Genomic DNA, 17167 nt, shown 5'->3' on the forward strand with positions numbered 1-17167 from the left:
CATTAGCTAATTAACCGGCGATGGTACTGGTGTTAGCGGCATGCTTTAGGCCAGCATAAGGCATTACTCCGCTAATTTTGGTACTGAATATGCTAAAACTTGATCGCGTGCGCGCTGCGTTAGTTATTGCGGCCATTGTGATAATTACTCCGGCGCTGGCGCAAAACCCGCTGGACTTTGGTTTGCTGCTTGATAACAAACCCATTCGCACTGCAGATCCGTCGGCTCATGTCTGGCAGGATGGCCGGCTCTATCTTTACACTTCGCATGATGAAGAATGCCAGGCAGATTTTCATATGAAAGACTGGCATGTGTTTTCTACCGACAACCTGACCGACTGGACAGCCCACGGCGCGGTATTGTCGGTGGACGATCTGGCCTGGGCCGATGACTATGCCTGGGCACCGGATGCTGCTTACAAAAACGGTAAATACTACTTAGTGTTTCCGGCAGGTACCGGAGTGAAAGACAGAGCAAACCCGAAAAACAGCACTAAGTGGATGGGCATAGGTGTGGCAGAGAGCGATTCGCCCGCCGGGCCTTTTAAAGACGTGATAGGCGCACCGCTATGGCGAACGCCTTATGCCAATGATCCGGCGTTATTTATTGACGATGACGGCACGGCCTATCTGTATTTCCATGGTATTGATTTTGACTACCGCGTGGTAAAAATGCGTGACGATATGCGTGGCATTGACGGCGATTTTATTAAAATGGATATGGGCGGGTACGAACCGAAAATGGAAGGCCCCTGGGTATTTAAGCGTAATGGCCTGTACTACTTTACCATGCCGGAAAATAACCGTGTGCTAACGTACTATACGGCAACCAGCCCGGTTGGCCCCTGGACGTACCGCGGCGAGTTTATGGCGCAGGAGCACCAGAGCAACAATCATCATTCTATCGTGCAGTATAACGGCCAGTGGCTACTGTTTTACCATCGCTGGCTCGACACCCCTGAAGCTGGTTGCAATAAACGCCAGCGCCATGTCGCTGCAGAATATCTGCAGTTTAACGCCGACGGTACTATTAAACCGGTACAAAGAACGGATACAGGTGTGGGCAAACCCACAAGCCGTTAATACGGCTTAGCTGCCAGCGCTTAGTTTTTCGCTGGCAGGGTTAACTTATAAGCACTAACTGAATTACCGAAAAAAGTCGGTACGTACAGGGTGTTAGTTTTGGCATCCCAGCCGATATCGGCGGTATTGAGTTTTTGCTGCTGCGTGTCGAGTATAGCTTCCATCCTGCCATCGGCGTATACGTAATAGATAATACCGGCCCAGCAGCTGACAATAAAATCACCGTTACCTACCGGCTCCAAGCCGTCGGCGCGTTGTGAGAAGCCTTTGGCTATTTGCGTTATTTCGCCGTTTTTATCCGCTTTTAGCAATAAGTCTGCCGCAGCTATGTACAAGTCGCTGCCGATACTCTTTAAACCGTTAGCGGCAATAATATCTTCCAGCCAGATACTGATGCTGCCCTCGGCATATTTATACACACGGTTTTTGCGTGTATCAGAGATATACACCACGCCGTGCTCATCTACTGTTACGTCATTTAAAAATACCGCATCCGGCGCGGGAATTTTTGCCGTAACCTTAGCGGTGGCAATATCAATAATCACCAGTTCGGTTAAGTCTGCTACATAAAGTTTGCCCTGGTATTGTGCCAAACCTTTGGGGGCATTTAAACCGCGCAGCCAGTTATGCTCGCGCATGCTGCCATCGGTATTTAGCAGTGCTACACCACCTTCGCCATCGGCCGCATTACCCTCGCCATCAATTTCAGACACAAATAAAAACTTATCATTTTGCTGCTGATGCACCAGCACCGACTCTGGCACGCGCAAGCCTTCAGTTTGCCAGAGTAATTCTAATTGCGGTTTTGCGCTAAGGGGGAGGGACAAAGTCAGTAAAAGTGATAAATATTTTTTCATCTGTATTAACTCCGGGCGGCATTAGTAAAGTCGCCAGCATAGCGTGCAGGGCGGCACAATGCGAACCGCAGCCGCTATCGGCAAAGTTAACAGCTGCAGTTTTCCATATTTGAAACTGTTGTAGTGCCGGTAAGGTGGCCTACTACGCGGGGAAACAGCGTTTTACACAGGCAAATAAGGCGTTGCCGGAGGTGTTGTCCCATGGTGATATTTTGTCGTAGTCGTGCGCTAATATATGCACCTCAAAGTAAGGCAACAGCAGCGCTTGCAGTTCGGCAAAGTTGATGGCCACCATAGGGTGCTCATCCTGCCATAGCTGAGTATTGCCGGCACTGGTTTTGGCAATGCGCAGCTTAAGCGCTTGTTGCTCACCGCTACCGCTGTAGTGCCACAGCGATTCAAACTCAAAGTGGCTGTTGTCGTGTGTGGTACTGTGACGCACGGCGCTGTGGTTGCAAATTTTGTCTTTGTCTACCGCATTAAAGCAGAACACTCCGCCTGCGTTCAGTGCTGCATAAACACTGGCAATACACCGTTTTAGCTGATCAATACCGGCACTGTAATGAATGGAATATAAAAAGCAGCTGATAAGGTCAACCGGCTTATCCAGCGTAAAACTGCACATATTTTGCAGCATAAAATGAGCTTGCGGGCAGCGCGCCTTTGCTAAATCCAGCATGGGTTGGTTTAAATCCAGCCCGATGCTGTGGTAGCCGTAATTAATAAAGTGGCGGATATGCGGGCCGGTGCCACAGGCTAAATCGAGATGGGCTTTGCCACCATTACCCAGCAACTGGTGCAGCCGGTGTACGGTATTACTTTGCGCCGGGTAGTTGATGTCGCAACACATTAAATCATAGTAGCCGGATAAATCGGTGTATAACGCATTGGACGACATCATCGCTGTTTACTGCCCACGCAAACTAAGGTGGCGCATTTTATAGCAGTTAAACCTTTTTGCGAAGCAGGATTATCAGACTGCGGCGGTTACTGCGCTGTAGCTGAGACGTGCTCAAACCGCTGCTGTAAATAAGCGATAATATCAGCTGACTCATATAGCCATTGTACCTCGCCAGTGACGGTTTCAATGCGCAGGCAGGGCACTTTAATTTTGCCACCGCCGTTTTCCAGCTCGCTACGGTATTGCGGGTTATGCTGCGCATCGCGCTTGCTGATATTAAGCCCCAGCCGCGCCATTTCTTTACGTACCTTAATGCAAAACGGGCAGGCGCTGAACTGGTACAGTGCCAGTTGGCGGCAGGCGTCATCTACAGCTGCTTGCTCAGCATCGCTGCGCACTATGGCTTTGGGCGTAGTCAGCTTTTCGGTTAACAGCATAAAAGGGGTTAAAATCAGACGGATTAAGCGGAAAAATAAACGCATATACTACTCTGCTGGTTAAAGGGTTTATCGGCCAATACGGCAATAGCGGCATTAGTGTAACATTTTGCCGGTTGTTATGCCTGTGCTGCGGCTAGCTGTAACAGCATAACCGCAGCATAGCGCAAATCAGCGGTGGTAAGCGCCTTCGCGCTCTGGTTGATACAGCACTTCGTCTACTGTGATCGTTGACATATCGCCACCGGGCAGTGGCCAGTTAATACTATCGCCTACGCGCAGGCCCAGCAAAGCACTGCCTACCGGCGCCAGTATTGAAATGGTACTGCTCTGGGCGGCATCTTTTGGGTATACCAGCGTTAAACAGCTGCTTTTACCATCAGCAAAGCTAAAACGTACAGTAGAATTCATGCTTACCACATTGTCAGGTAATTGTTGTGGCGCTACTACATTGGCTCGTTCCAGCTCCTGACGCAGCGTGTTGCTGGCAATACTCTCTGCAGGCAGGCCGTTAAGCAACTGATCCAGCCGGTCAAAGTCGGTGGTAGACACTGTGATATCGGGTGTTTTCATTAAGATCTCCTGGGTTGTCGGTGTGTTACGTTTAGTACTGTCAGCACGCGAAAATGCAGGCGCTGGCGCAGTACGGTAAGCTCAATACTGGCCTCGGGGGCCTTGCCAATCAGCGCAGCCCCTAACGGCGAGACAATAGAAATACAGCCCCGGCGATAACTGGCTTGTGCCGGATAAACCACTTGCAACCAGCCTCGTTCGTTGGTGTCGGTATTGTGCAGCTCCACTGAACTGCCAGGCCGGATACAACTGGCATTATTGCTAAGCCGGTGCCGGGCCGTATCGTCGGCAATAAAATGCATAATGTTTGCCAGTTGCAACACACTAAGTGGTAACAGTTGCTGGCAGGCCAGTGCTGCAATAGCACGGCTAACGACGCCATAAGGCCGTTTGGGATAACAGAAAAACATCGAAGCTCCGGTTCAGAGAAACGAAAATGACATCAAGGGTTTAAGCAGAAAAAGTGTTCAGCCGGCTTTGCGCAGGGCAAAACCGGCCCAGGAATGGAAGGCGATAGCAATATTGTAAGGGCGTAGCACGCATGGCGTGCAGGCAGTAAAACATTCAGGGCTTTGCATGGCGATACCATAGTGGATTTGGGGCTAAAGTTCAATCAGGTATCTCACTACTTTAAGTAAACAGCTAACAGAATAATTGAAAATAAGTAAGTAGTTTATTTTGCTTATTGTTAAATAAAAGTGTTTATTGGGTTGGGTGAAGCTATTAAAGTATGCGCCAGTATTTAACATTAAATAACGGGGTGTAAATGTTGCGCATGTTATCGCTTTCCGTCGCAGTTATTGCGGCGTTAATATCAACCGGTTGTGTCAGCACTTCAAACAACACTGCAGCAGGTTCTGCGGCGGTAAATGCGGAAACGGCCAGGTCACAAACATTGTTTGCAGCCCGGTTGCAACCTGTGGCGGGTATAACAACGGCAGAGCTGGCTGACAATGCTATTAAAGTGTCTTTCCCCGGTATTACGGCGTTTTCGCACGACGGCGCCAGTATCAGGAATGAATTACAGCGTCAGTTAAGCGCAGTAGTAGAATCGTTAAAAGGCATAACTTATCAACATGTAACCGTGCTTGGGCACACCGATAGCTCCGGCCAGTTGGCTTATAACAACAAACTATCACAACAACGGGCAGAGCAGGTTATGGCTTTTATGCAGCAGCAGGGTTTAGCGGCTGAGCAACTGCTAGCTGAAGGCCGTGGGCCATCAGAGCCGATAGCGGATAACAAAACGGCGCAGGGCAGAGTAGCCAACCGTCGGGTGGAGCTGGTAGTGGCGTTCTAATCGTTACTTTTAAGTATAAACAACAACGGCTGCCTGCGGGTGGCCGTTGTTGTTTATGTTGGCTGCTGATTACGTTGTTGGTGGCGTAACACCGGCCAGCTGTTTGCAGACTATGCTTTTGCATTGCCTGTGGCGATGGGATCAGTTAGGGTTAAACACTATTAACGAAACGGAATAATCAATGCTGTCCAGTTTTGCTGTATTAACTGCCATCTTGTTGTTACTTACCCTGTTACCTCTTAGCCGCATTAAACACTGGTTAGTACGTGGGCTGGATTTCCCCCGTCTGCAGCTGGCGGTGCTCAGTGGCCTGTTATTGGTTATGCAACTGGCCATGCTTGATGTAACGCAGGGAGCCAGCCAGGTGTTGATATTACTGAATCTGGGCTGTCTTGCTGTACAGGCCTGGTGGATTTGGCCGTATACCCGCTTACACCGCACAGAAGTACCGTTAACCAAAGCTGCCAGCGCCAACAGGCAAACAGTGTCAATAATTACGGCTAATGTATTGATGACAAACCGTAATGCGCCAGCCCTTATTGAGCTGGTACAGCAACATAAACCTGATGTACTGGTAACGCTGGAGTCTGATCTGTGGTGGCAGCAGCAACTGGATACGCTAAGCATTGATTACCCGCACAGCATCAAGTGTCCGCTGGACAACTTATATGGCATGCATGTGTATTCACGTTTACCGCTGCACAATGGCGCAGTACAGTTTTTAGTTGAGCCGGATGTGCCTTCTATTCATGCCGAGGTAGAGCTAAGCCGCGGCCTGCGGGTAGTGATGCATTTTGTTCATCCGGCGCCGCCAAGCCCAACCGAAAATGAAAGTTCTTCTGAGCGCGATGCAGAGCTGCTGGTACTGGCCGTTAGTGTGGCGCAGTGTAAGCAACCGCTGATTGTTACCGGTGATCTGAATGACGTTGCCTGGTCAGAAACAACTCGTTTATTTCGCAAAGTAAGTGGTTTAGTCGATCCACGTATCGGGCGGGGCATGTTTAATAGTTTTCATGCCGCTTACCCTTTTGTTCGCTGGCCATTGGATCACCTGTTTCACAGCCGGCACTTTAGTTTACAGCAAATAAAGCGTTTACCTAATATAGGTTCAGACCACTTTCCGCTGTTAATCACCTTATCTTTGGAAGAAGAAACCACCGGTGAGCAAACCGTAACGCTTGAACCGGACGATATGCAGCTGGTTAAAAGTGATTTAGCTGAGCAGGCAGTATTACCAGAGCAAGTGCACCGGCCGGAGCGTTCTGCCGGTGCACCAGTGGCTTAGTTAGTTAACATCCAGCCGTTTTCTGTCATGCGTAAAGTCAGGGTTTGTTGTTTTACCTGATATTTGTCTCCGGCTTTAAAATCGCCGTATTGCAGCTTTAACATACCGGCAGACATGCCGGTTACCATTTTTTCCAGTGGGTTGCCGGGCTGTTCGGTTTGCTCGTTCATAAAAGCAGCAAAAGACTTTTTAAACGCAATATTGTAAGCCACCTCTGCGGTGTAGTGCTTATCACTGTCCGACCAGCCATTAAGCTTCTTTACGTCGTTAATATCCATTAAGCCAGCATATCTGGCATCATACTGCTGTTGTAGCAGTTGTTTCAGTTTAGTCTCGCCCGGGGTGTCAGAGCAGGCAGTTAATGCAACAGCCAACAGGATGGCGGTCAGGCTACTGATAATTTTCATAATCACTCTTTAAGCTAAAAATAACTGTGGCGATTATGATACAAAACGCCGCACTGCGGCTAGTGGCCGCCCGTTATATTCGCCGCGGCCTTGTGCCAGCCACGTATTAATCGTCCATAAAGCGCTCAGTTGTAACGTTGTTACGGTAGATAGTGGTAAAAGTGTTGCTGTCGATCTTTGTCCACTTATCACTGACATTATCCAGTGGCTCTGATACCACTATAGTACTGCCAGACGGAATTCGTGGTTTGGAGTCGTCAAATTCTGCCAGGCAGCTGGCGTCTGTTGACACAAACTGCGTCATGGGCGCCTCGTTATGTGAGTATCGCAGCGTATAAAGCTTATGGCCGTCAGAGATAGCACAGGACAGGTTTAGTACCCCTTTTTTATCAATCTGATTTAACGTTTGCAGTACTTCTGCCACCATTTTTTGCATCGCTGCTTTGGGGTTTTCCACTAAGCCATAAGTGAGTGCCAGCAAAAAGAATGTTTCACTGTCTGTAGTGCCCTGTAAGTGCGGGTACAACTTTGGCGCAATTTTCAGTTGCAGCTGGCGGCGCAACTTAGGAAAGTGGCTGACATGGCCATTGTGCTGAAACAACCAGTTTTTATAACTAAATGGATGGCAATTGCTACGCTGGATATCTCCTGTGGTGGTGGCTCTGATATGTGCCATAAAGGTATGAGATTTAACCTGATGACATAAATTATTCAAGTTGGTATTGTGCCAGGCGGGTAAATCATCTTTAAACAGGCCCGGGCTGGCGCGTTTGTCATACCAGCCAATACCAAAGCCGTCACCATTCGTGCTTAGTCGCTGGCCGCTGTTAGTGTAATTCATCTGGCTATGCCGGCTTTGTACTACCAGCGAATGGTCGGGTTTGGTAACCAGAGTATCCAGATAGATTGGTTTACCGGTATAGGCTATCCATCGGCACATAAGATACCTCGCGGAGATTCCAGTACCCGGGCGCTGCTAAAGCGCTGTTCATAAAAACCATGTACCTGCGACACGGCAAAATCAATAATGGCATCAGCAATGTTAATGCCGGTTATCTTCTCAATGCCCTGCTCACCGGTAAAGTCGGGTGATACATTAATTTCCAGTAACAACGGCCCCTGGTTAGAGCGAACAAAATCCACGCCGGAGACATTGATACCAATAGATGCCGTGGCAGATAACACCATCTGCTCTTCGGCTGCGGTTAGCTTATAAGGTTCAGAGCAGCCACCCAGCGCAACATTTGATCTGAAATCGCCATCCTGTGAGCGGCGGCACATGCTGGCTACTACTTTACCGCCAACGACAAAAGCTCTGATATCAGTGCCGGCAGCTTCTGCGACAAAGCGCTGAATAATGTAGGACGCGCCTAACTGGCTGAACGTTCTGACGATGTTATCCATCTCTTTTAAGCTGTTTACCAGAAAAATACCGGTGCCTTCGGTGCTTTCAATCAGCTTAATAATCATCGGCATACCGATAACTTTAGCCAATTGGCGAAAACCATGTGGCGTGTAGGCAATGCCGGTTGCGGGGAAGGGCAAGCCCCTGGCCAGCAGGTACTGCAAACACTTTAATTTGTCGCGGCCCAGCCGCAGCGCAGCAGGTGATTCGCTAACGTAAGTGCGGCCGCAAATAAATTGCTGTAATACGTTAGTGCCGTAATCCGTAAAGTTAACATTTAAGCGCGGGATAATAGCGTCGAAGGTTTTGGTAATGTCTTTGTCGCGCCAGCAAATAGTGGGTTTGTCGGTATCCAGCACCATACTGATGTCACGGATATTATATAACTCAGCAGTATGGCCTTTGGCCCGTGCCGCTTCCAGCAGCCGATGATCATCTTTCTCCTGATCGGTCGATAAAATACAAATATTCACGTCAACTAAACCTCGGCAATTGTTGATTAAAAGTTAAGTGTAGCACAAGAAAATTGGTGTATTGCCCGGTAAGGGCCGCCAATTAAGGCTACACTTAAAAAGTCTGCATTAGGTTGGCTTAAGGTCAAAGCCTGATGATGTTGTCAGATATGCTGAAATTCAGGGCAGTTTGGGCTGGTTTTACCCGCTGCCGTAAGCAATTAATGCAGAGGATAAGTATGTGTGGAATAGCAGGAGAAATTAGTTTTCAGGGTAAGGCATCAACGCATTATGTTGATGCGATGTTAGATGTGTTGGCAGTGCGTGGGCCAGATGGCAGGGGCCTGGCAGCACAGGGGAATGTTTGTTTTGGCCACCAGCGGCTTAAAGTTATTGATTTAACTGCGGCCGGGGCACAGCCAATGCATGATGCCGCGCTTGGGTTAACCATAGTGTTTAATGGTTGTATTTATAATTACAAAGCCCTGCGCCACGAGTTGGAGCAATTGGGGCATCAGTTTTTTTCTACCAGTGATACCGAAGTTATTTTAAAAGCCTACGCCCAGTGGCAAGAGCACTGTATGGCGCGGTTTAATGGTATGTTTGCTTTTGCCATCTGGCACCGCGACAGCAACAGTACCTTCTTTGCCCGCGATAGGCTGGGTATTAAGCCGTTGTATTATCACCATAACGGTAACGGGTTTTGGTTTTCATCTACCTTACCATCATTACTAAAGTGTGCAGAAGTACCCAGCAAACTTAACCCGCGGGGTGTACATCAATATATGTCATTCCGGGCCATTATTGGCGCAGATACCTTGTTTAGCGATGTGCATAAGTTGCAGCCCGGCCATTGGATGAAGGTGAGTGCCTCAGGCGACATTCAGCAGGGCCGTTACTGGCAACTGCATAGCGACGTTGATGACAGTAACCGCCGCAGCGAACAGGATTGGCAGCAAGCGTTAAAAGAAGCGCTGTTTGCCAGTGCCAGGCGCCGGCTGGAAGCCGATGTGCCGGTGGGCGTGCTGTTATCTGGCGGGCTGGACTCATCGTTACTGGTTGGTATGCTTAGCGAGCTGGGGCAAAAGCAGCTGTATACCTTTTCTATTGGTTTTGACAATGTGGCAGAAGAAGAGGGCAATGAGTTTAAATACTCTGACCTTATTGCCAGCCACTACGATACCCGGCACCACAAAATTTATGCCAGACATAACACCTTGCTTAAGCATTTGCGGCCCTGTATTGAGGCGATGTCAGAGCCGATGGTAAGCCATGATGTGATTGGTTTTTATTTGCTGGCCCAAGCGGTAAGCCAGCATGTTAAGGTGGTGCAAAGCGGGCAGGGCGCTGATGAGGTATTTGCCGGTTATCACTGGTATCCGCCAATGACAAACACCACTGACAGCAATGCGGCGCAGTGCTACGCCGATGCGTATTTTTCCTGGGATGAAGCGCACTTAGCACAAGTGCTGGCGCCTGAATATTGCCGGCGAAACTATTCACTAAGCTATATTCAGCAGTATTTTGCCAGCTGTGATGACCAGTTGCCGGTAGATAAGGCGTTGCATCTGGATACCGCCGCTATGCTGGTAGATGATCCGTTAAAACGGGTAGATAACATGACCATGGCATTTGGCCTGGAAGCGCGGGTGCCATTTTTGGATCACGAATTAGTAGAGCTGGCGTTTCAGATGCCGCACCAACTGAAATTACGTGACGGTGGTAAGTATTTGTTAAAGCAGGTAGCCAGAGAGATTATTCCGGCCGCGGTGATTGACCGGCCCAAAGGCTATTTCCCGGTGCCGGCACTGCGCCAAATGCAAGGTGAATATCTGCAACTGGCTAAAGAAGTATTTAGCCAGCCGGTGGCACGCCAGCGGCAATTGTTTAATATGGATTACATTGACACCATGCTGGCCCGGCCCGAACAATTCAGTGGACGCTTTGGTTCAAAATTGTGGCAGGTCACGCTATTAGAAATGTGGTTGCAACAGCATAATATTCAGTAGCCCAACAGCAAAGTCCCGCTAACGTTAACCGCCAGCGGGGCTTTTTAAAGGCAGTTAAATTACAACCTTAATGGCTGGTTGCCTTTTTCAGAGAGCGCATTTCATCATGGCATTCCTGCATGGTTGCCATAGATTGCAACAACGCCGCTTCAAATTGCGGGGGCTGATTCTCTTTCAACGCAGCTCGGATTTCTTCGAGGGTTTTATCCTCAACTTCTTCCAGCTGGCTGATATAGGTATGATCTTTGTCAGACGACATAGCACCAATTACTTTGGTATACACTTTACGCGCTTCAACTGAAAAGGCAGAACCTTCTTCGCGCTTACCATCTTCCTGCACGGCAAATGGCTGTAAACGCTCTTTTACCATGCGGCGCGCATTTAACATGCGATCAAAAAACTGAGCCAGATGCTGATCTTTAACTTTTTCCTTAGCGTCGCTGTAAAACTCAATGCCGCTGTTGAGCACCTGAATAATATCGGAAACATGCTTCATTTCTGGGGTATTTAACTGTGCCATAGTTAGGTTCTCCTTAATTAAGTGAAAAACTTCAGCGGTAACCCGTATTGGTCAACCGGTGGTGAACATGTCCAGGCAGCAGGACAATAGTACCGGTGCAGTATGTGGGCCAGGCTGAGAAATAAGCCCAAGAGAACAAAGGAATTCTATTTAGTTAATTGATTAGTATGGCTTTATTTTATGCCCCACTGAGCGCAGGAAAGCTGGCTGTTAAGGCCTGGCCAAAACAAGCAACAGCATTAATTTCATATTTTAATTAACAAATAGGTAATTTTTACCTCCAAGTTGCCTGCGCTTTGCTATTGGGCTAAGGTGCCGCACAGGTTACAACAGCCGGTGGTTATAAGATTAAAGAGGTCGTTATGCAATATTCCGTTTTGGGCAGCAGCAAGCTTAAGATATCAAGAGTGTGTTTAGGCAGTATGACCTGGGGTTGTCAGAACAACCAAGCCGATGCTGATGCCCAGCTTAACTACGCGCTGGCACAGGGCGTTAATTTTATTGATACCGCTGAAATGTACGCCATTCCGCCTACGGCCGATACCTATGGCAGCACAGAGCGTATTATAGGTGACTGGCTTAGCCGTAACCACAGCAAACGCAGCGATATTGTGCTGGCAAGTAAAATGGCAGGTAATGGCCTGATGCACGTGCGCGGTGGCGGCGATATGACACCGGCTACCTTGTTGCAAGCGGTAGATGCCTCACTGCAACGCTTACAAACCGACTATCTCGACTTATATCAATTGCACTGGCCTAACCGGGTGTCGCCGCATTTTGGTAAGCACCGGGTTGGCCGTATTGGGTTTTCTGCCGTTAACGGCGAGCAACAAACTGAACAGATGCTGGGTTTGCTGCATGCGCTGGATAACTGTGTAAAGGCCGGTAAAATCCGCTTTTGTGGGCTGTCAAACGAAACACCCTGGGGTATCAGCCAATACCTTAGCCTCAGCGCAGAGAACAATTTACCCCGCATGGTATCTATTCAGAATGAATTCAGCCCGTTGCATACCAAAGACTGGCCCTATTTAATTGAGCAGTGTGTACATGAAAACATCGCCTATTTACCCTGGTCGCCGTTGGCTGGCGGTGCTTTAAGCGGTAAATATCTTAATGGTGCCCGCCCGCAGGGCACTCGCTGGAGTATGCTGCAGCGCAACGGTTTGTTTCGTGATACGCCACAGTCAAACAGCGCAATTGCGGCTTTTACTGCATTGGCGCACAGCCATAGTATGTCAGCGCCTGCACTGGCACTGGCCTGGATTAACCAGGTAGATGGCGTTAGCTCTACCATTATCGGTGCTACCAGCATGGCCCAGCTGCAGCAGAATATAGCGGCATTTGCACTGCCACTAACCGACGCTGTGTTGGATGATATGGCGTTGTTTTTACAGCAATACCCGGCACCGTTTTAGCATTGAAACCGCACCGGCTGTTGTTTGGGGCAGGTGCTCAGCAAAGCATTTTTATTAAACCGTTAGCGGTATTTGGTACCCAGCACTGCTACTAACAAGGGAGGGAGCAGTAGCAATACAGGCGAAACATATATGAAGCCGGACTGCGGCAAATGTCGCCGCTAAACAGCAACCTGGCGCTTGGCGGTGTTCTGCTAATGTTCCGATAGTATATACTGGCCGCCTTTTACATTTACCCGTCGCCGGAGAATTATGACAGGCGTTACCAAGGCTGCGGCGTCTTTAGCTGCAGCACCTGCTGCACTGGCCCTGCCGGTGGTTGGGGCGGTTAGTTTTGTGCATTTGCTAAACGATCTGATCCAGGCGGTATTACCGGCTATTTATCCGATGTTAAAACAGCAGTATCTGCTGAGTTTTGCCCAGATTGGCCTGATCACGCTGATTTTTCAAATCACCGCGTCGCTGTTACAGCCCGCTGTAGGCTTTTATACCGACAAACACCCTAAACCGGGCTTATTGCCGCTTGGCATGGTATTTACGCTGTTGGGTCTGGCTATGCTGAGTATGGTAAACAGCTTTAGCATGTTGCTGCTGGCATCAGCGATGATTGGCCTGGGTTCATCTACCTTTCACCCTGAAGCATCAAGGGTGGCCCGTATGGCCTCCGGTGGCCGTTATGGCCTGGCGCAGGCGGTGTTTCAGGTGGGCGGCAATGCCGGTTCGGCGCTCGGGCCACTGTTAGCGGCACTGATTATTATTCCGCGCGGCCAGGGCAGCATAGGTTGGTTTTGTCTGTTTGCCATTGTCGGCATTATTGTGCTGCAGCGGGTTAGCCGTTGGGTTATTGCCTCACATGCCTCGGCGCACAAGCGCAGCAGCGTAGTTGCAGATAACGGTTTATCGCCACGGCAAACCAAACAGGCGTTGCTGGTATTGGCACTGCTGGTGTTTTCCAAGTATGTGTATATGACTTGCCTGAGTAATTTTTATACCTTTTATCTGATTGAAAAATTTGCCGTGTCGGTTGCCGACTCGCAGTTATTTTTATTTCTGTTTCTGGCCGCTGTAGCAGTGGGCACCGTAATAGGCGGCCCGGTGGGCGACAGAATTGGCCGCAAACCGGTGATCTGGGTATCTATTTTAGGCGCAGCACCGCTAACCTTGTTGTTGCCCTACAGCAATCTGTTTGGTGTAGCGGTACTGACAGTGCTGATAGGCTTGGTAATGTCGTCGGCGTTTTCTGCCATTATCGTGTTTGCACAAGAGCTGGTACCGGGCAATATCGGTATGATCTCAGGTATTTTTTACGGCATGATGTTTGGCTTTAGCGGTATTGCCGCCGCGGTGCTGGGCATCCTGGCCGACGCCACCAGCATTACCTACATTTTTAAGCTTTGTGCCTGGTTGCCGCTATTGGGCATGCTGGCAGTATGGCTGCCGGATATGCGCCGCAGCCAGTGATGCCGTTACTTATGCAACTGTCATTTTGCCTTGCAAGACGGTAACCGGAGTCGTTAAAAAATAACTTGTCAATTTGTAATTATTTGTATAGCTTCAGCGTGTTCAGCTTGAGTTCACACTTTGTTAAGTGCTTCTTCACAGGCTAAGACAATTAAAGGGCAAACTGTACCGAAAGGGCAGGACGCAAAGCTACTGATCTAAAAACTTTTCTATGAAAAGTGCATGATGGCAGTGGTTGCATTCGCTTAGCTATGTATCTTGGATATATTTCAAACAACCTTTGATAAAAAGGATGTTTTCTAAGCAGTTTCCCCTTGAAAACAGGCCATGAATTATTTTGAGGGAAATATGAGACTAATCATTATTGTAACTACCGCTTTGACCTTGGTTGCATGCAGTAGTAAACCATTTATATCTACTGCGGAGCATCAGGATAAGCTTAAACAGCGCTGCATCTCGGCCTTAGCTGACGAGCTGAAGCAAGATAAGGCTGCTAATAACAGATGTGACTACGACGCTATGATGAGTATGTATCTCGCCAAAAGATTATATGAAACTGGCGCAGATTCACACTATGCCCAGTGTAAAACCCTGCATGCTGAGAAAGAGCAGGTTGACGAATGTTTTAAGGCAACGCAGGTAAAATACTACGATAACTGGATGACAATGCCGCCAATGAAGCTCGCTAAGTAACCGAAATGCAATTACGTCAGTACCTTGTCACAAAGGATATATTTTGAACACTATAAATTCGGGTGTCAAAGACGCCTCAGCCTTAACCCGTTGGGTCAGGTATTGTTTGTATGCGCAGATAGTTTTAGCCATCATTGCCATGTTTTCCGGCTGGCTCGAATATCAGCTATTGCAGAATTTTCAGCAGGGTTTTTACAGCTCTAAGCAGGCGGCTGCAGCTGATGCAATAGCCAATGACGCTCGTCAGAGGGTTGTGGGTATCCTATATTTTGTTGTTTTTATTATTTCGGGCTTTCTTATTCTGAAATGGATACACCGGGTTAGTTACAATGCAAAGCAACTGACCAACATAACCATGGAGTTTTCTCCGGGTTGGTCGGTTGGCTGGTTTTTTATCCCGGTGTTTTCTCTGTGGAAGCCTTATCAGGCAATGAGCGAAATATGGCAGGTAAGTGAGTCACCCAAAAATGTTCCTTTAACAGCCAGTTCTCTGATTTTACCTTTATGGTGGTTCTGCTGGTTAGTAAATAATTTTTTTAGTCAATATTTATTCCGGCAGATGAGAAAAATGGACAATATGCCGCTGTCGGAAGTGCTGAACTTAAACCTGCTCGGTCAGGCAGGCGAGATAATTACTATTGCTCTGGCTGCTGTAACATTAATGCTGGTTAATCGGATCTCTCAATTCCAGCAACGGGCGATTACCGCAGCGAAAGATCAGCCTGCCAACGAGCCGCAGCAAGCAGATGCCGTAGTCGGGCTTTAAATGTTGTGTTAACAAGGTATTCCCATGCGGTATGAAAGAGCAGAAATGGAACAAGCGTACACTAAACTTGTTCAGCAAGAAAAACCAATATTCGCTCTTTTGGCAGCTGTTATTGGACTAGTACCGGCAACATTGTTCTTGCTCTTGCTGGTGCAGCATTTCATTCTGAGTCTTATCGTCGCCTGCTTTGTGTTTCCGGCTATCGCCGGGCTGTTTGCCCGGTATGTGGGGCGTTTATATTCCTCCGCTGCCCGAATTCCCGTGATGTTGGTTGTCGGGGTTGCATACATTGCTGTAGGGCTTTTGCTCCAGGCTAAAGTGATTTGGTTTCTGGCTGGGCCAATACCATTTGGAGTGGCATTTGTAACAAGTAAAAAGTCTCTGACAAAACTCGAATGGCAAGCCATCAGTGAGCATTCAATTAAGCCTTTTCAGCTTAAGGAAGCATCTAGCTTGAGAAAAGCCGCGCTGCCTTTGCTCGTGCTTTTTTCTTTGCCTGCTCTGTCATACTTATATTTTATGCTGCCCAATAATGCTTGTTTAAAAAGTATCGAACAGAATAACTACTTATCTGTTACTGAAAAATGCACCTTGGGAAAAGCTGGCTCGATCAGGAATTGGTTGGCAGGTAATGATCTGGCTTCAGGCCACAAGTTCGGAACTTATTACGCGCCAACAAAAGAGGCAATACTTATACGGACCAAAGCAGAATCGGGTGATATACAGTTTCAAATTCTTTGGTGGTCAATCGTTGATGAAGCATATCGGTTTGGATCGGATGCTGAGCAGCTTGCCGGCAACGATAAATACGAAAACGACGCCAGATTTTGGCGGCATAACGCAGCCTTACTTGGCCATCGCCCTGCAGTTGAAAAAGAACTGGCTATCTATTCTTCCCTGGCGCAACACCTTAGAGCTGAAGCGTTTAAACAACAAGCCATAGCGTTCTCAAAACAGCTTGCTGCTGCAAAGATAGACGGGGCGGATGAGCTGCTAGCGGCAGCCAATCACATCGTTACCCAAAGCGATATTGTGCAACGTTATCGCACACAGTTAGCTGATCTTGGATCCTTGTTATTCGATGAGCTGGACAATCTACTGTATGCCGTTGAGAGTGCTGAGTTTCACTACAATATCCATGACTTTAATGAACGCTATGCGAATACCGGGTACTACACCGGTAGTATTCAGGTTGAAATTGATGAAGATAAAGCTCTGGAAATTCTCAAAGTTATGTCTATTAAATTTCAAAATGCTGAGGCGTCTTATAAAGTCTTTAAAAGACTGGTAAGGAGCAATAGCAAACTGGCAATTTCCTTTTTAGAACAAGCAGCCAAGCAGGGCCATATCGAAGCGGCCGCAATTCTTGGCAAAATACTGTATTGCCAAAATAGCAGAATGGAAGGGCTGGCCTGGCTTAAAAAAGCCGCAGACCTGGGTAGCAATGTCGCCCTTGAGCAGCAAAAAGAGATTGGCTTAACCCGAAACCTGAAGGCGTGTAGCTAAGCTGGTGCAAAGCAGCAGGCAGAGCGAAAACCCGACAATAACTATAAAAAACGGCCGCTAGCAGAAATTGCGATTAGCCGCTTATTGGTTTATTAGCT

At 48.2% G+C, this 17167-nt stretch carries 18 protein-coding genes and 1 riboswitch; of the genes, 9 read left to right on the forward strand and 9 right to left on the reverse strand.

Annotation, left to right across the window (positions count from 1 at the left end; genetic code table 11):
- Positions 1 to 89 precede the first annotated feature (89 nt).
- Positions 90 to 1082 (forward strand): family 43 glycosylhydrolase, encoded by a 993-nt coding sequence (locus BLW68_RS07350; protein ID WP_092791821.1) that lies wholly within the window; start codon positions 90 to 92, stop codon positions 1080 to 1082.
- Positions 1083 to 1102: 20 nt separating this feature from the next.
- Here BLW68_RS07350 and BLW68_RS07355 read toward each other — a convergent pair whose 3' ends face one another.
- From BLW68_RS07355 to BLW68_RS07375, 5 genes are all read right to left on the reverse strand, one after another.
- Complete coding sequence (locus BLW68_RS07355) at positions 1103 to 1939, reverse strand: NHL repeat-containing protein (RefSeq protein ID WP_092791824.1); 837 nt, start codon at positions 1937 to 1939, stop codon at positions 1103 to 1105.
- Between the two features lie 142 nt (positions 1940 to 2081).
- The gene (locus tag BLW68_RS07360; protein ID WP_281246196.1) at positions 2082 to 2840 is read right to left on the reverse strand and encodes a class I SAM-dependent DNA methyltransferase; all 759 of its coding nucleotides are present in this window, start codon (positions 2838 to 2840) and stop codon (positions 2082 to 2084) included.
- A gap of 86 nt (positions 2841 to 2926) precedes the next feature.
- Positions 2927 to 3322 carry a glutaredoxin domain-containing protein gene (locus BLW68_RS07365; protein WP_092791830.1) on the reverse strand — a complete coding sequence of 132 codons (396 nt, stop codon included), beginning with the start codon at positions 3320 to 3322 and terminating at the stop codon, positions 2927 to 2929.
- A 126-nt stretch (positions 3323 to 3448) separates the two neighbouring features.
- Positions 3449 to 3850, reverse strand: a complete 402-nt coding sequence (gene rnk / locus BLW68_RS07370; RefSeq protein WP_092791833.1) for a nucleoside diphosphate kinase regulator — start codon at positions 3848 to 3850, stop codon at positions 3449 to 3451.
- Positions 3850 to 4260 carry a GreA/GreB family elongation factor gene (locus tag BLW68_RS07375; RefSeq protein WP_092791836.1) on the reverse strand — a complete coding sequence of 137 codons (411 nt, stop codon included), beginning with the start codon at positions 4258 to 4260 and terminating at the stop codon, positions 3850 to 3852. The genes rnk and BLW68_RS07375 overlap by 1 nt, the downstream gene beginning before the upstream one ends.
- A gap of 356 nt (positions 4261 to 4616) precedes the next feature.
- Between BLW68_RS07375 and BLW68_RS07380 the strand changes: the two genes are divergently transcribed.
- Positions 4617 to 5150, forward strand: coding sequence for an OmpA family protein (locus BLW68_RS07380; protein ID WP_092791839.1), 534 nt, complete (start codon positions 4617 to 4619; stop codon positions 5148 to 5150).
- 181 nt (positions 5151 to 5331) lie between these two features.
- Positions 5332 to 6435 (forward strand): endonuclease/exonuclease/phosphatase family protein, encoded by a 1104-nt coding sequence (locus BLW68_RS07385; protein WP_092791842.1) that lies wholly within the window; start codon positions 5332 to 5334, stop codon positions 6433 to 6435.
- Here the strand turns inward: BLW68_RS07385 and BLW68_RS07390 are convergent.
- From BLW68_RS07390 to BLW68_RS07400, 3 genes are all read right to left on the reverse strand, one after another.
- Positions 6432 to 6842 carry a hypothetical protein gene (locus BLW68_RS07390; RefSeq protein WP_092791845.1) on the reverse strand — a complete coding sequence of 137 codons (411 nt, stop codon included), beginning with the start codon at positions 6840 to 6842 and terminating at the stop codon, positions 6432 to 6434. The two genes, BLW68_RS07385 and BLW68_RS07390, sit on opposite strands and share 4 nt — an antisense overlap.
- Before the next feature lie 106 nt (positions 6843 to 6948).
- Positions 6949 to 7782, reverse strand: coding sequence for a class II glutamine amidotransferase (locus tag BLW68_RS07395; RefSeq protein WP_092791847.1), 834 nt, complete (start codon positions 7780 to 7782; stop codon positions 6949 to 6951).
- Positions 7767 to 8720, reverse strand: a complete 954-nt coding sequence (locus BLW68_RS07400; protein ID WP_092791848.1) for an ATP-grasp domain-containing protein — start codon at positions 8718 to 8720, stop codon at positions 7767 to 7769. The genes BLW68_RS07395 and BLW68_RS07400 overlap by 16 nt, the downstream gene beginning before the upstream one ends.
- Before the next feature lie 218 nt (positions 8721 to 8938).
- On the opposite strand from BLW68_RS07400, the gene BLW68_RS07405 reads away from it, so the two are divergent.
- Positions 8939 to 10708, forward strand: a complete 1770-nt coding sequence (locus tag BLW68_RS07405; RefSeq protein ID WP_092792171.1) for an N-acetylglutaminylglutamine amidotransferase — start codon at positions 8939 to 8941, stop codon at positions 10706 to 10708.
- Between the two features lie 67 nt (positions 10709 to 10775).
- Here BLW68_RS07405 and BLW68_RS07410 read toward each other — a convergent pair whose 3' ends face one another.
- Positions 10776 to 11228 (reverse strand): ferritin-like domain-containing protein, encoded by a 453-nt coding sequence (locus BLW68_RS07410; protein ID WP_092791850.1) that lies wholly within the window; start codon positions 11226 to 11228, stop codon positions 10776 to 10778.
- A 362-nt stretch (positions 11229 to 11590) separates the two neighbouring features.
- On the opposite strand from BLW68_RS07410, the gene BLW68_RS07415 reads away from it, so the two are divergent.
- The 5 genes from BLW68_RS07415 to BLW68_RS07435 all read left to right on the forward strand — a co-directional run bounded on the left by BLW68_RS07415 (position 11591) and on the right by BLW68_RS07435 (position 17069).
- Positions 11591 to 12643 (forward strand): aldo/keto reductase, encoded by a 1053-nt coding sequence (locus tag BLW68_RS07415; protein WP_092791852.1) that lies wholly within the window; start codon positions 11591 to 11593, stop codon positions 12641 to 12643.
- Positions 12644 to 12895: 252 nt separating this feature from the next.
- The gene (locus tag BLW68_RS07420; protein ID WP_092791854.1) at positions 12896 to 14104 is read left to right on the forward strand and encodes an MFS transporter; all 1209 of its coding nucleotides are present in this window, start codon (positions 12896 to 12898) and stop codon (positions 14102 to 14104) included.
- A gap of 147 nt (positions 14105 to 14251) precedes the next feature.
- A riboswitch (cyclic di-GMP riboswitch) is annotated at positions 14252 to 14347 on the forward strand.
- A gap of 84 nt (positions 14348 to 14431) precedes the next feature.
- A complete protein-coding gene (locus BLW68_RS07425) occupies positions 14432 to 14797 on the forward strand; it encodes a hypothetical protein (protein WP_068230427.1) in 366 nt (121 codons plus the stop codon).
- Between the two features lie 43 nt (positions 14798 to 14840).
- Entirely contained in the window at positions 14841 to 15563 is a 723-nt protein-coding gene (locus BLW68_RS07430) for a DUF4328 domain-containing protein (RefSeq protein WP_143039930.1), read from the forward strand.
- A gap of 45 nt (positions 15564 to 15608) precedes the next feature.
- Positions 15609 to 17069, forward strand: coding sequence for an SEL1-like repeat protein (locus BLW68_RS07435; RefSeq protein WP_143039931.1), 1461 nt, complete (start codon positions 15609 to 15611; stop codon positions 17067 to 17069).
- Positions 17070 to 17167: the final 98 nt, after the last annotated feature.

It is taken from the genome of Rheinheimera pacifica, from assembly GCF_900108485.1.
Lineage (GTDB): Bacteria > Pseudomonadota > Gammaproteobacteria > Enterobacterales > Alteromonadaceae > Alishewanella > Alishewanella pacifica.

Coding starts and splice junctions, on each gene's coding strand:
- BLW68_RS07350 (WP_092791821.1), top strand. CDS start 90: ATGCTAAAACTTGATCGCGTGCGCGCTGCGTTAGTTATTGCGGCCATT.
- BLW68_RS07355 (WP_092791824.1), bottom strand. CDS start 1,939: ATGAAAAAATATTTATCACTTTTACTGACTTTGTCCCTCCCCCTTAGC.
- BLW68_RS07360 (WP_281246196.1), bottom strand. CDS start 2,840: ATGATGTCGTCCAATGCGTTATACACCGATTTATCCGGCTACTATGAT.
- BLW68_RS07365 (WP_092791830.1), bottom strand. CDS start 3,322: ATGCGTTTATTTTTCCGCTTAATCCGTCTGATTTTAACCCCTTTTATG.
- rnk (WP_092791833.1), bottom strand. CDS start 3,850: ATGAAAACACCCGATATCACAGTGTCTACCACCGACTTTGACCGGCTG.
- BLW68_RS07375 (WP_092791836.1), bottom strand. CDS start 4,260: ATGTTTTTCTGTTATCCCAAACGGCCTTATGGCGTCGTTAGCCGTGCT.
- BLW68_RS07380 (WP_092791839.1), top strand. CDS start 4,617: ATGTTGCGCATGTTATCGCTTTCCGTCGCAGTTATTGCGGCGTTAATA.
- BLW68_RS07385 (WP_092791842.1), top strand. CDS start 5,332: ATGCTGTCCAGTTTTGCTGTATTAACTGCCATCTTGTTGTTACTTACC.
- BLW68_RS07390 (WP_092791845.1), bottom strand. CDS start 6,842: ATGAAAATTATCAGTAGCCTGACCGCCATCCTGTTGGCTGTTGCATTA.
- BLW68_RS07395 (WP_092791847.1), bottom strand. CDS start 7,782: ATGTGCCGATGGATAGCCTATACCGGTAAACCAATCTATCTGGATACT.
- BLW68_RS07405 (WP_092792171.1), top strand. CDS start 8,939: ATGTGTGGAATAGCAGGAGAAATTAGTTTTCAGGGTAAGGCATCAACG.
- BLW68_RS07410 (WP_092791850.1), bottom strand. CDS start 11,228: ATGGCACAGTTAAATACCCCAGAAATGAAGCATGTTTCCGATATTATT.
- BLW68_RS07415 (WP_092791852.1), top strand. CDS start 11,591: ATGCAATATTCCGTTTTGGGCAGCAGCAAGCTTAAGATATCAAGAGTG.
- BLW68_RS07420 (WP_092791854.1), top strand. CDS start 12,896: ATGACAGGCGTTACCAAGGCTGCGGCGTCTTTAGCTGCAGCACCTGCT.
- BLW68_RS07425 (WP_068230427.1), top strand. CDS start 14,432: ATGAATTATTTTGAGGGAAATATGAGACTAATCATTATTGTAACTACC.
- BLW68_RS07435 (WP_143039931.1), top strand. CDS start 15,609: ATGGAACAAGCGTACACTAAACTTGTTCAGCAAGAAAAACCAATATTC.